The following is a 14,242-nucleotide window of genomic DNA, read 5'->3' as shown; positions in this document are numbered from 1 at the left end:
CGCAAATGCCTTGGATGGAGGACCCCGGCCGAGGTCTTTCGAGAAAAGATGATGGAGGAAATCGGCCGACGCCCCTACTCTCGCAGGTCATGGGAGTCGCGCTTCGGGTAGCGCACACACGAACAGCGTAAGATCATCAAGGCCCTGAGGCAGCGCGCGGCGCTGGGACAGAAGACGGGCGGTCTTCTCGCGTCCTTTCCGAGCAAGCCGAAAGGCATGCATCAACGCACCTACGACCGGCTTCGCCGCGATGCAAAGGTTCTGGAAGCCGAGATCTGGAGAGACACCGGGGCATTCTTGGAGCGGCTGACCGGGCAGGAAAGCTGAGGTCGTTCGGAGCTGGCCAGAGCAGTTCGGCGACATCGCTGCATCCAGACCGCTCCGAGAGCCACCGGCCTCCGGCCCGCCGACCGACCTCAGCCGAACAGGACATGCCCCGCATCCAGAAAGCCCGACGGGGAGATCCCGTCATCGGCCAGCCCGTCGAGAATGATCCGTCCCCCCGGCAGGTCGATGATCACATCCCCATCAGAGCGCGACATCATCAGATCACCGGGGCCGAGATCCGGCGTGCCGATCCTGATCCGGTCCAGCCCCGGCTCGAAATCGGCGACCCGATCGATCCCGATATTGCCAGCAAAGACGAAGAGGTCCGCGCCATCGCCGCCATGGAGCAGGTCATCGCCGCGCCCGCCGCGCAGCTCATCCTCCCCGGCCTCGCCATCCAGCGTGTCATTGCCATCGAACCCGGCAAGAAGATCGTCGCCCTCCCCGCCGCGGCCGCTGTCATCCCCGGTATTGCCCCAGATGCTGTCATTGCCGTCTCCGCCCTTCAGAGTGTCATCACCGGTGAACCCTCCGACGGTGTCATCTCCATCCCCGCCCATGAGGCTGTCGCCCGCATCGCCCCCCCAGACGACGTCGTTGCCGGCCTCGCCCCGAAGGGTATCGCTGCCGGTTCCGCCGCCGAGCCGGTCGTTGCCCTCCCCGCCCCAGCCCAGATCGCTGCCGGCATTGCCCCAGAGCTCGTCATCTCCGTCCCCGCCATAGAGCAGGTCGTCGCCGAGATAGCCGCCGAGCCGGTCGTCTCCGTCACCCCCGTCCAGCCTGTCGTCGCCCTGCCCTCCGCGCAGCGTGTCCGCACCGTCGCCGCCATAGAGTTCGTCGTCACCGTCGAACCCGGCGAGGAAGTCGTCGCCCTCCCCGCCCCAGGCGGTGTCATTGCCGGTGTTGCCCCAGATCACATCATCCCCGGGACCGCCGCCCATCCGGTCGTCGCCGACATAGCCGCCGAGCGTGTCGTTGCCCTCTTCCCCCCAGAGCCCATCCGAGGCTTCGCCGCCGTTCACCCGGTCATCCCCTGGGCCTCCCAGGAAGGTATCGGATCCCTCGCCGCCGCCCATCAGGTCATCCCCGGCACCGCCCCCGGCAAAATCCGCACCGTCATGCCCCCAGATCTCGTCCGCGCCATCGCCCCCGAGCAGGCTGTCATCCCCGATGAACCCGCCCAGCGTGTCGCTGCCGGCACCGCCCTCGAGCGTGTCCGCCCCGGCAGCACCCCAGATCGCGTCATCTCCGCCCATGCCCGACAGCCGGTCATCGCCGCCAAGCCCGATGAGCGTATCGTTGCCCTCGCCGCCGGTCAGCCGGTCGGCGCCGTCCCCGCCGCGCAGGACACGCCCGGGCACCGGTGGTGGTGCCGGGTCGTCTTCGGGCTCAGGCTCGGGATCGGGAAACTCGCCAACGACCGGCAAGCTCCGGTCGGCCCAGTCGAACCGCTCTGCGAAGATATCCGCCAGGGTCAGCGGCGCGGCGGTGGCAGAGGTCACCACGATCACCGTGTCCCGGTAGCTCAGCCGGATCCCCGTCGCCGTTTCCCGCGCCTCGATCTGTGCCGGGTTGCGCAGCCACGGCACGTCCGAGAGATCGAGCCTGTCGCGCCCCGGCTCGAAATCGCGGATCCGTACCGTGCCCGACGCGGCGCCGAGGACGAAACGGTCGGCCCCGTCCCCGCCCCGAAGGTCGGCATTGGAGCCGGCGGCGACGAGAATGTCGTCTCCCCCGCCCCCGGAGGCGGATCCGTCCGGGCCGGAGAGCGCGATCAAGTCACCGCCGGCGCCCCCGAAAAGGCTGCCCCTGCCCCGGATCACCCGGCCCAGCCCCACCAGCGGAAGCGAGAACTGCCCCAGCCCGGGTGCCCCCTCGCCGGCGACGAAGATCTGCCCGGCCTCCCCGGCTCCGATCGCCGCGAGCGCAGTGACATTGCCGATGTCCTGACCTGCCTCGAACGCCAGGTTCTGCAGTGAGAGCAGCCGCCCGTCAGGCAGCAGCGTGAACAGGCTGAGACCGCCATCGCCACCGCCCGCAACCACGAAGACCCAGCCTTCCGATTGCAGCACGGACAGGCTCTGAACCTGCCCGAAACGCGTGACGGCGGTGTCGAGCACGTGATCGGCGACCTCCATCGTCCCGTCGGCGGCGAGCCGCAGCACCGCGACCGAGGAGCTGCCCGCCGCGGCCGCGAGCACGAAGGTCGTGCCGAAGGCCGAGACGGTCTCAAGCGCGGTGGGCTGCCAGATCCCGAGCCCGGTCTCGGCGCCGACCATGCCGGCGGGCAGCAGCGCCCCGGTCTCGGGCGAGATCCGGTAGCTGACGATGCGCGAGGCCTCTGTCTCCGCGACCAGCAGGAAATCCTGGCCGCCGATCCTGGCCGCGGCCAGTGCGCGGGGGCCATCGAGCGACATCCGCCCCTCCGCCCCGGCCGCCCGGTAGCTGCTGCCCTCCGGCAGATAGGCCACCACCCGACCGGGCGCGGTATCGGCGACGTAGAGCGCCTGCGCCTCCCCGAGCGCGACGCCGAGCAGCGCGCTTGGCGGACCGGATCCTGGCAGCAGCCGCCCCGCCGCCTCGAGGTCACCGAACCGGCCGCTGCCAGTCAGCCCGTATCCCGCCAAAAGGCCGCCTGCCGCGGCGCCGGTCAGCAACAGCGGCCCCCCGGGAAGGTCGAGGAGTTCCAGCATGCCAGCCGCCGCGGCGGGCGCATCGCCCGGGAAATAGACCCTGTCATGGAGGCTGGCGGCGCTGTCGGCGGTCACCCGGTAGGCCGTGATGCCGCCATTGCGCCCGGTCCCCGCGTAGAGAAACGGGCCGTCCGGCAGGGCGGCAAACGCCAGGTCGCGGATATCCACATCGAGCAGATCCTCCCCGGCGGCGAGCCGCCCGACCCATTGCACCTGCATCAAGCCGCGCTCCATCCAGTGGTTCCGCTCGGCACCATAGCCCCCAGGTCCTAAGGGCGGTTAAAGGCCCGGCTTGGCTTTCACCGGCAGGACGGTTGCAGTAAGAGGGTCCAAACGGCCCGGCCACCCCGGCACGGACCGGACGGGGCAAGACGAAGGCAGGCGACGACATGCGGATTTTGATTGTGGGCGCCGGGCTCAGCGGCGCGGTCGTGGCCCGGCAACTGGCCGAGGCCGGCCGGCAGGTGACGGTGCTCGAGGCCCGGTCGCACGTGGCGGGCAATTGCCACACCGAGCGCTGCCCGGAGACCGGGGTCCTGGTGCATGTCTACGGCCCCCACATCTTCCACACCGCCGATGCAGGCGTCTGGGACTATGTCAATCGGTTCACCCGCTTCCAGCCCTATCGCCACCAGGTCCGCAGCCGCTCGGGCGACGCGGTCTACTCGATGCCGATCAACCTCCACACGATCAACCAGTTCTTCGGACGCTGCTTCCAGCCCGACGAGGCCCGGCGCTTCATCGAGGAGGACCAGGCAGACCGGAGCATCTCCGAGCCGCAAAATTTCGAGGAGCAGGCGCTGCGGATGGTCGGCCCGGCGCTCTACGAGGCCTTCTTCAAGGGCTATACCGAGAAGCAGTGGGGCTGCTCGCCGACCGACCTGCCCGCCTCGATCCTGAAGCGCCTGCCGCTGCGCTTCAGCTACGATGACAACTATTTCGCACATCCCTTCCAGGGCATGCCGGAGGCGGGCTACACCGCCATGGTCGAGGCGATGCTCGACCACCCGGCGATCGACGTACATCTCGACACCCCGTTCTCCCGCGAACAGGCCGACCGGGCCGACCATCTGTTCTGGTCCGGCCCGCTCGACAGCTATTTCGGCGAGCGCCTCGGCCGGCTCGGCTACCGCACGCTGGATTTCGAGCGCTTCACCTATGATGGCGACTACCAGGGCTGCGCGGTGATGAATTATGCCGACCGCGACACCCCGTGGACCCGGATCACCGAGCACAAGCATTTCGCCCCGTGGGAAAGCCACGCGGGCTCCGTCTGCTACCGCGAGGTCTCCCGCGCCTGTGCCCCCGGCGATACCCCCTACTATCCGATCCGTCTGGTGCGCGAGATGAAGATGCTGGACGCCTATGAGGCTCTGGCGCAGGCCGAAGAGGGCGTCAGCTTCCTCGGCCGGCTCGGCACCTATCGTTATCTCGACATGGACGTGACCATCCGCGAGGCGCTGGACCGCGCCGCCGCCTTCCTCGACCGCACCGCCTGACCGAACCACCAAATGGCAGGGATGCAACCGGCAGCGCACGCTGCCGGAAGGATTTGGCAATCCTCTTTCAGAAGAGTCTGGGCAGACGTTCCTCCGGAGGTTTCCATGTCGCTCTCTGCCCGGCTGTCCCTGCCCTTTCTTCTGCCCTCGCAGGCGCAGAAGCATGTCACCCACAACGAGGCGCTGCAGCGGCTCGACGTGCTCGTGCAGTTGGTCGTCGAAGAGATCGGCACCCAGGAGCCGCCCGAGCTGCCGCAGGACGGCCAAGTCTGGGCGCTGGGGCCGGCGCCGACCGGGGCCTGGGCCGATCAGGGCGACATGCTCGCCGCCTGGCTGGACGGCGCCTGGCTGTTCATTGCGCCGCAGGACGGCTGGCAGGCGCTCGAACGGGCCGGCGGCAGCCTGCGCCTGCGCCGCGACGGAGCATGGCAGGCCCCGGTCCTGAGCGACCTGCCCGGCCTCGGGATCAACGCGCCCTCCGATACGATCAACCGGCTTGCGGTCGCCGCGCCGGCGACGCTGCTCAGCCACGAGGGCGCGGGCCATCAGCTCAAGATCAACAAGTCCGCCGCCGGCGACACCGCCAGCCTGCTGTTCCAGACCGGCTGGTCCGGCCGGGTCGAGCTGGGCACCGCGGGCTCGGACGATTTCGCCATCAAGACCAGCACCGACGGCAGCAGCTGGACCACCGCGCTGAGCGTCGACGCCGCCAGTGGTCAGCTCGGTGGCAGCGCGGTCACCCAGAGCGCCACCGACACCACCGCCGGGCGGCTTCTCAAGGTCGGGGATGGCGGCCTGCTTGGCGAGGCCCCGCTGCTGGCCGGCCCCACCGGACTGACCGAGCGCGGCCTGCAGGGCGGTCAATATGCCGCCGATGCCGGCACCACCGCCGGGCTGCCGGAGACCGCCGCCCATGTGCATGCCCTGTCCTTGCTGCAGCAGAGCGGCCAGTATTCCGCGCTCTCGATCCGCGCCGTCGACACCGCCGCGGCGCAACGGATCTGGTTCGGCTCCGGTGGCAGCGCCGCTGCGCCGATCCACTGGACCGAGCTCTGGCACCGCGCCAATACCACTGTGGACACCAATGGCTTCGTCAAGGAAGCGAGCCCGATCGTGCGGCTGTTCGACGACCATATCGAGGAGCCGGCGGAGCCGGTGGGCGCGGCATTCGGCAAGACAGGTCTTGGCCATTACACCCTCGATGGTGTTCCGGGCCTTGCCTGCGCCGGCTGGCAGATCGAGCTGCCCCGGGATGACACCGGCACGCCGCTGGTGCTGATCGCAACCGATCATGACGAGGATGCCGCCCGCCTCACCCTGCGCTGCCACCGCCCGGTCTGGGACGGCGGCTGGACGCAGGGGGCGCCCTGCAACATCCCGTCCGACCGCTGGATCGATCTGCGTCTTGCCGCTGGCTGACAGCCGCAACCGAGCTTCCACCTTGCATAGAGGCCCTGTTTCCCGCAGAACCTTCGGGCAATTCCGCGGAGGCGTTTATGAAGATTGCAATGCTCGGCACCGGCTATGTCGGTCTGGTTTCCGGAGTCTGTTTCTCCGATTTCGGCCACGAGGTGGTCTGCGTCGACAAGGATCCGCGCAAGATCGAGATGCTCGAGCGCGGCGAGGTGCCGATCTTCGAACCGGGGCTCGACGCGCTCCTGGCGAAGAATGTCGAGGCCGGCCGCCTCTCGTTCACGCGCGATCTGAAATCCGCCCTCGACGGCGCCGAAGCGGTGTTCATCGCCGTCGGCACGCCGACCCGCCGCGGCGATGGCCACGCCGATCTGACCTACGTGATGGCCGCCGCCGAGGAGATCGCGAAGACCGCCGATCACTACATCGTCGTGGTGACCAAATCGACCGTGCCGGTCGGCACCAACCGCAAGGTCCAGGAGGTGATCGCCGCGGCCAATCCGGCGCTCGAGTTCGATGTCGCCTCGAACCCGGAGTTCCTGCGCGAAGGTGCGGCGATCGATGATTTCATGAAGCCCGACCGCGTCGTGGTCGGGGTGGAATCCGAGCGTGCGACCGGGGTCATGGAAGAGATCTACCGCCCGCTCTATCTCCGCGATTTCCCGATCGTCACCACCGATCTGGAATCCGCCGAGATGATCAAATACGCGGCCAACGCCTTCCTCGCCACGAAGATCACCTTCATCAACGAGATCGCGGCGCTCTGCGAGAAGGTCGGCGCCGACGTGAAGCAGGTCTCCAAGGGGATGGGGCTCGACGGCCGCATCGGCAACAAGTTCCTGCATGCCGGGCCGGGCTATGGCGGCTCCTGCTTCCCCAAGGACACCAAGGCGCTGGCCCGGATCGGGCAGGAATATGCCAGCCCGATGCGGATCACCGAGGCGGTGATCTCGATCAACGAGGAGATCAAGCGCCGGATGATCGAGAAGCTGCGCGATCTCTGCGACGGATCGTTCAACGGCAAGGCCATCGCGGTGCTGGGCGTGACCTTCAAGCCGAACACCGACGACATGCGCGATGCCCCGGCCCTGACCATCGTTCCGGCGCTGGTCGGCGGCGGCGCAACGGTCACCGTGGTCGACCCGGAAGGCCGCCGCGAGGGCGAAGAAGCGCTGCCCGGCGTGCACTGGGAAGAGGATGCCTATGCCGCCGTCGACGGCGCCGACGCGGTGGTGATCCTCACCGAATGGAACGAGTTCCGCGCCCTAGACCTGAAACGCATGGCCGGCAGCATGCGCCACGCCCGCATGGCCGACCTGCGCAACATCTACAGCGCCTCCGCCGCCCGCAGCGCCGGGTTCGAGAGCTACGCTTCCATCGGCCGCGGCCGCGAAGACGAGATCCTGTCCTCGTAATCGCCCCGAGGCGTCCTGCCGGAGCGATCCGGCAGGTCAGGAAGGCTCGAAGAGCGGCGGCGACTTTGCGGCGGCCTCTGCCAGGGCCGTCCGCGCTTCGGAGATATTGGGCACCGAGGACAGGATCCGCGCGGAGTTCTGCCCCCGGTTCAGCAGCGCATCGGTGAGCCGCGCCTCGTAATCCGGGTGCTCCGCCGGATCGATGCCGAGGAAGGCAAGCAGGCGGCCGACCCGCTGCCGACCCTGTGCGGGATCCGAGTAGATGTCCTCGAAATAGACCACGAACGGGGTCTGCCGGCTCGCCGCCAGCAGGCGCTCGAGCGCCTCGCGATGGCGGCGGCACTCGTGCAGATGCGCCACCGCGCTGCCGACCTCCACCGGGGCGAGCTCCTGCTCGCCGGCGGCGATCCGGCCATAGATCCGCTTGGCATCCTTGCCGCCCCAGGCCCCGGTGATCCGGGCCAGCTCCAGCGACAGGATACGGTCGCTCTCGGCCCGGCGATCAAGCACGATATGGCGGTATCCCAACTCCGTCGCCACCTCCATCAGCGTGCGGTTCAGCTCCGGCGGCATGATCTCGTAGCAATGCTTGATGACCGGCCGTTTCTCGAGCGCGGCGGCGATGTCGGCGCGCAGTCGACGCCGGTTCCGCCCCTCCCGCCAGGCCGCGGTCACCGCTCCGAAGACACGCCCCTGGTTGAAGGGCTCGTGCTCGACATTGGGATGCTCGGACAGAGAACTCAGAAGCGCCGCGAGGGTGGTCCCCCCGGTCCGGCGCATGGCCCAGATGATGTAGGGGTCACTCAAGTCTTTCGATCCTCGCATGGCTCGGGGCTGAAATGCAGCTAGCACCTTGCCCCAAAGCGGACAAGGGACGCCCCCCGGGCGACAGGCAGGGGTTTACCCCGGCTACCAGCTGCGAAACAACAGGGCATGTTTTCTCCCCTGCCCTGTCCAGGACCCAAATGCCCGCTTCCGACACTCCGCTGATCTCGGTCATCGTCCCCGTCTACAACGTCCGTGATCACGTCGCCGCCTGCCTCGCCAGCCTGCGTGGCCAGACCCTGGCGGATTTCGAGCTTCTCGTCATCGATGACGGCTCCACCGACGGCAGCGGCGCGCTGGCCGCCGAGGCCATCGCCGGGGATCCCCGGGCCCGGCTGATCCGGCAGCAGAACCGCGGGCTTTCGGGAGCACGCAACACCGGGCTGGAGCATGCCCGCGGCACCTTCATCGCCTTCGTCGACAGCGACGACCGGGTCAGCCCCGACTACCTGATGCGGCTCTGGCAGGCCCTGGAAGAGAGCGGCGCCGACTGGGTCTCCTGCGCCCTGCGCTCGGTCTTTCCCGATGGCGGCTCGCATGTGCACTCGACGATCCACGATGCCCCCGACCTCGCCAGCCACCCGGTGCGCCGGCGCTTCGCCCTGCGCAGCTGGCCAGAGGTCATCCGGCATTTTCCCTCGGCCTGGAACAAGCTCTACCGCCGCAGCCTGATCGAGGGGCTGCGCTTCGACGAGGGCACCTGGTTCGAGGACCACGCCTTCTTCTACCGGGCCGCGGCGCGCACCGATCACCTGCTCTACCTGCCCGAACCCCTCTACCTGCAGACCCGCGGACGGCCCGGCCAGATCACCGCCGCCGATGACGACCGCGCCTTCCAGCAGATCGACGTGCTGCGCAGCCTGCGCCCGCTCTTCGACGAGGCCCTGAAACCGCAGGCCGGGATCGGTTACTCGCGGATCGCGACGCGGCTGCTCTACGAGCGCAGCACCGCCCTGCGCGAGCCCGCGAGACGGGCGCGCTTCGCCGCCGCCGCCGCGGCTTTCCTGCAGGAACAGGGTCTGACTTTCGATGCCGAATGGGATCCGGGCATCGCCCGCAGCTGGGCGCTGGAACTGGCCGGGGAGCTGCCGCTCAGCCTGGTGATCGCCTGGGATGGCAGCGTGTCCGGGGCGCTTTCGGCCACGCTCGAAAGCCTGGCCGCGCAGCACGGGCCCGGCCGCGAGGTGCTTGTGGCCTGCAGTGGCGCGGAGAGCCTTCGGACCGCCAGTGATCTGCTGCAGCGGCATCCCGACAGCCGCGCCTTCGCCGCCCCCGCTGCGGACATCGCCTCACGCTTCGAGGCCGGTCTCGGAGAGGCCCGCGGGCGCTTCGTGGTCTTTCTGCAGCCGGGAGACCTGCTGCGCCCGGTGGCGCTGCATGACTGGTGCGACACCATGCTGGCGACGGGCGCCGAGACCGGCATAAGCCAGTACCGGGTCGGCACCGGGCCCGACGGGCATCCCCATACCGGCTTCGAACTGCACCCGCTGCCCGGCGGCACCCCGGCCACCGGCGCGCTGGAGGTCGATGGCCACACGGCCCTGACGCTGGCCTCCGAGCTCTCCGCGCGCATCTTCCGGCGCGACCTGCTGCAAAACCCGGCCCTCGGGTTCACCCCCGGCCCCCGCCCGCACTGGGCATTGTGCCTCGCCGCGCCGCTGCTTGCCGAACGCTGCGCCTACATCGCCTGGGACGGGGTCGCGGTGAACACAGCGCCCGACAGCGCCCGCGGCCAGCCGCTCTCCCTGCGCGCCTTCCTGCGCGGTCACGATGCGCTGGTGCGCGGCCTGCCCGCCAAGCTGGCCGCACAGTTGCCCGAGGGTTGGCAGCGCCGGCTCTTCGCCCGCGCCTTGCGGCTGCAGGTCGACCATGGCGGCATGTCCCGCACCATGCTGGCCGGGGTGATGCTGGGTGCGGCGCAGCGCGGTCTGACCGGCCCCGCCACCGCCCCTGCCGGGTTCGACTCGTCCTTCGGCCCGCGGCTCGCCCGGCTGCTCAACCCGCGCGGATTCCTGGGCGGCCCGGCGCTGCTGCCGCATCGGGCGCAGGATGGCGACGGCGCGCAGCGGCGCCATTTCTTCCCCCTGCACGAAGCGGGCCTGTTCCGCTTCCGCGCCGATTTCGAGACCGGCCCCTGCGCCAATCTCAGCTTCCTCGCCGCCGACGGGGTGCTCTGCCCGTTTCACCTCTCCCTGCGCCAGCCGGAACAGATCGCGGTCTGCAACGACCGCCGCAGCGACGGTGCCTGGCGCGCGGAACGGCGGATTCCGGTGGCGCTGCCCCATGGCGGCGTCGAGGTCACGGTCGAGATCCGGCCACCGCAGGTGCGGGTGCTGATCGACGGCACCGAGATCGTCCGGCTCGGCCGCCGCAGCCTTCTCGACCGCACCGGGCTGAGCGGGCTGGAACGCATCTCGCTGCTCGAGCTCGAGGGCGGCGTGCTGCCCGTCGACCTGATGCCCCGTCCGCCCGGCCCCGAGCTCGCGCTCGGTCCGCGGCTGCAGCTCCGGGCCGCCCGCCCGGCGGCCGGAGAGCGTCTGCGGGTCGCTCACAGCGGAGACGCCCTGCCGCTGGTCCCGTCTCCGGGTCTGGACGACCGGCCCGGTCTCCTGGCCGAGCTGTCGGGCCGCCATTGGCGGGGTCTCGCCCCCGAGGCGCCGCTGCGCATCATCGACGACGGCGACCTGCCCCTGCTCGACCTGACTCGGCAGGATATGGCCGCGCGCATCGGCCGGGTCACCGAGGCCGGGGTCAGCGCCGCCGACAGCGCGCTTGTCCTGCTCTGTCTCGAGCATGTCCGCCACGGTGCGCTGCAGCCGCTGCTCTCGCCCCTTGCCCTGTCGCGGCTGCAACGGCTTGCCGAGAGCTTCGGGCTGGACGACTACCTCACCGAGACCGCACCCTCCACGGACACAGCGCCTGTGGCACCGGCCCGCCTGGACGACGCAGGGATCCGCATCGATGCTGCGCTCGCCCGCATCGCGGACAGCCAGCAAAGCGCGCCCGCACCCGACCCGCTCGCGCTGCTGCGCGAGATGGCGCTTCCGGCCGACATCCGCCGCGGCACCTTCCTGGCGCTCACCGACAGCTTCTGCCGCGACGGGCAGAGCTTCGAGGGCCTTTACGGGCTCGCCCGCGAGCTCGGCTTCGAAGACTATCGCCCGGCGCAGGACATCTGGACCAACTCGGCCCTGCTGCCCTACCTGCTGCTGTCCGGCGGGGAGGAGACCGCCATCGCCCTGCTGCGCGGCATGGTCCGCCCCGGGCCCGGCTGGATGCTCACCCCGCCACTGGCCTGGACACTCCGTCACGCCGCCACGGTAGAGGACATGCCCGCAGAGCGAAAACAGGCTCTAATCCGCCTCGCAATGCTGGTGATCTCGCGACGCGCCGCCGATTATTGGGACCGTGCCCATTGCCGGGAGCTGACCCTCGCGGCGGTCACGCTGCTGCTCGCCCGCCCTGGTGACCTTCGTCTGCAGGGTAGGATCGAGCGCTTCTGCCTGAAGGTTTACGGACTGTCCCGGCTGTTCTGGGAGGCGCTGGAGACCCGCGCGGGAGACAAGACGCTGCCCCCTGCCCTCGCCGCCGCACGGCAGGATTTCCGCGTCGTAGCCGATCCCGGCGCCCCGTCCGGGCAGCGCGCCGCGGCGCTGGCCCGCTTCTCCCGTGCCGGCTGCTCCGACGCCTCCCGCCTGGCAATCGAGATCCTCGGCCCCGCCGGGCTGCCCCTCGCCCCGGGCGAAGGCCCTGCCCCTCAGGCCCTGGAGCATGCCCCGGAAGGCCCGGACCTCGCCGCGCTGCGCCACATGGCCTTTCCCGGCAGCGCCGCCGTGCCTCCAGAGACCGGACAGCTTGCGGCGAGCGCCCTGCCCGACCTCTACCCCTTCGTTCCGCAGTCACCGACCCTCGAGCTGCAACGCGCGGTGGCACGGCGGGCCTCCGCCCTGCTCTCCGGCGCACAATCAGGCGACGATCCGGACAGCCTCACCACCCTGCTCGACGATCTCGCGCCGCTGTCTGGCGCGGAGGCCGGGTTCCTGGGGCTCGGTCTCGCCGTCGCCCTGATCCCGGCGCTTGGCGACCCGGCCGCGCAACGCCTGGCGGAATGGCTGCGCGCCCGGCACGCCGCGATGCCCGCCGAGACGCGGCGCCAAGCCGCCGGGGCCGCGGCCCTGCGCGGCCCCCTCGCCCGGCTGCACCAGAGCGGCGGTCCGCAGGCCGAGAGCCTATGTGATGCCCTGCGTGGCGAGGTGCCCCTGCCGGCGCTGTCGCCCGCCGCGCCAGGCCTCGACGCCTCGCCGCTCTTCGACACGCTGGTCGTGGTGTTCTCCTGCAAACCCTATCTCGAGAGCCGCATCCCGGCCTTGCGGGCGGGCTGGCTCGACCTGCTCGCCCCGCTCGGCATTCCCTATATCGTGGTAACCGGGGATGGCGACGGGCAGCGCGACGGGGACATCGTCGCGCTCGACGCACCCGATGATTACGAAGGGCTGCCGCAGAAGACCCTCGCCGCCATCGCCTGGGTGCAGGAGAACACCGGCTTCGCCCACATGCTGAAGATCGACGATGACTGTTTCGTCAACGTCCCGCTGTTCTTCGAGAGCCTGAACTACCGCAAGTTCGACTATTACGGCCGCAAGCTGATCCGCCGCCCCGGCAGCATGGACCGGCTCTGGCACCAGGAAAAATCCGTCTCCGAGCGCGGCCGGCTCGAGCTCGACCGCTCCCCCGAGCCCGCCAGCTATGCCGATGGCGGCTCGGGCTACGCGCTCAGCCGCCGCGCCATGGAAGAGACCCTTGCCGCGGCGCAGAGCCCGGCCGGCCAGCAGCTCATCGCCCGCTCCTTCATGGAGGACAAGATGCTCGGCGATCTCCTCGCCCTGCGCGGCATCCACGTCGCCTGCGAGGATTACCGGGTGGCGATCCGGCGCCGCAGCCATCCCGGCGCCCTGCCGGTCTCGTCCTGGCTCAACGCCTTCTTCCCCGGCCCCTCCGCGCCGTTGCAGCTGATCCATCTCGACACCCACGAGGACCAGGCGCTGGCGCGCACCCGGCTTTCCGATCCGGCGCTGCACCCGGCCAAGATCTGGCCCAGCTTCCAGCCGCCCCGGCTCGGCTACCAGAGCAACGCCCTCGAGCTGTTCTCTCCGCCCGAGACCGTGACCCGGGCCCGTGAGGCCGAGATCGCAGTGGTCGCCGTGATGCGCAACGAGATGTTCATGCTGCCGCATTTTCTCGACCATTACCGCCGGATCGGGATCGAAAGCTTCCTGATCGCCGACAACGGCTCGGATGACGGCAGCCGCGAATATCTCGCGGCGCAGCCGGACGTCGCGCTGTTCTCGGTCGACACGGATTACCGGCAGTCACATTACGGCGTCGCCTGGCAGCAGGCGATGATGGCCTCCTTCCGCCGGGACAGGTGGTCGCTGGTGGCCGATGCCGACGAGCTGCTGGTCTGGCAGGACGAGCCTCGCCAGAGCCTGCCCGATCTGCTGCGACAGCCGGAGTTCCGGGAGGCCGAGGCGGTGCGCCTCTTCATGCTCGACATGTATCCCAAGGGGCCGCTGGAGCAGGCAGATTTCACCCGGGGCGGTCCCTTCGCCGAGGCCGGCTACTGCGACGCCGAGCCGTTCCTGACCAACACGCTCGCCCGCGGGCCCTATTCCGACGCGCCGATCTGGACCTCGGCCCTACGCCACCGCCTGATCCCCGGCTCGCGCGGGACGCTGTTCGTGGCGCAGAAGCTGGCCCTCTTGCGCTATCACCCGTTCATGCGGCTCTCGGACGGTCTGCATTTCGTCGGCGACGCGCGGATCGCCGAGCGCGAGCTGATCTTCGCGCATTTCAAGTACAACGCCGCCTTCCGCGAGAAGGCCCGCACCGAGGTCGCCCGCCGGCAGCATTTCAACGATGCCGAGGAATACCGGAAATATCTTGCGCTGGCCTCCGAGGGGCGCAGCGTGATCCATGACCCAGACCTGTCGGTGCCCTGGACCGAGTGCGCCTTCGTGCGGCGGAGGCTGGACTAGCATGGCAGAAACGGCGATCAGGATCCGCAATTTAC

6 protein-coding genes are annotated in these 14,242 nt (G+C 69.8%); 4 read left to right on the top strand and 2 right to left on the bottom strand.

Annotated elements, in window-relative coordinates:
* Positions 1–416: 416 nt before the first annotated feature.
* A complete protein-coding gene (locus KUV62_RS22850; protein ID WP_222605927.1) occupies positions 417–3,254 on the bottom strand; it encodes a hypothetical protein in 2,838 nt (945 codons plus the stop codon).
* 155 nt (positions 3,255–3,409) lie between these two features.
* On the opposite strand from KUV62_RS22850, the gene glf reads away from it, so the two are divergent.
* The 3 genes from glf (at position 3,410) to KUV62_RS22090 (ending at position 7,347) form a co-directional block, all read left to right on the top strand.
* Positions 3,410–4,519, top strand: coding sequence for a UDP-galactopyranose mutase (gene glf, locus KUV62_RS22100; protein WP_222605926.1), 1,110 nt, complete (start codon positions 3,410–3,412; stop codon positions 4,517–4,519).
* A 105-nt stretch (positions 4,520–4,624) separates the two neighbouring features.
* On the top strand, positions 4,625–5,938 hold the full coding sequence (locus KUV62_RS22095) for a DUF2793 domain-containing protein (RefSeq protein WP_222605925.1): 1,314 nt from the start codon (positions 4,625–4,627) through the stop codon (positions 5,936–5,938).
* Positions 5,939–6,015: 77 nt separating this feature from the next.
* On the top strand, positions 6,016–7,347 hold the full coding sequence (locus KUV62_RS22090) for a UDP-glucose dehydrogenase family protein (protein ID WP_222605924.1): 1,332 nt from the start codon (positions 6,016–6,018) through the stop codon (positions 7,345–7,347).
* Between the two features lie 36 nt (positions 7,348–7,383).
* Here KUV62_RS22090 and KUV62_RS22085 read toward each other — a convergent pair whose 3' ends face one another.
* Positions 7,384–8,154 carry a hypothetical protein gene (locus tag KUV62_RS22085; RefSeq protein ID WP_222605923.1) on the bottom strand — a complete coding sequence of 257 codons (771 nt, stop codon included), beginning with the start codon at positions 8,152–8,154 and terminating at the stop codon, positions 7,384–7,386.
* Between the two features lie 158 nt (positions 8,155–8,312).
* On the opposite strand from KUV62_RS22085, the gene KUV62_RS22080 reads away from it, so the two are divergent.
* A complete protein-coding gene (locus KUV62_RS22080) occupies positions 8,313–14,207 on the top strand; it encodes a glycosyltransferase (protein WP_222605922.1) in 5,895 nt (1,964 codons plus the stop codon).
* Positions 14,208–14,242: the final 35 nt, after the last annotated feature.

This window comes from Salipiger bermudensis (assembly GCF_019801965.1).
Lineage (GTDB): Bacteria > Pseudomonadota > Alphaproteobacteria > Rhodobacterales > Rhodobacteraceae > Salipiger > Salipiger bermudensis_A.
The sequence above is the reverse complement of the archived record's forward strand: the minus strand, read 5'-3'. Positions and strand labels throughout refer to the sequence as shown.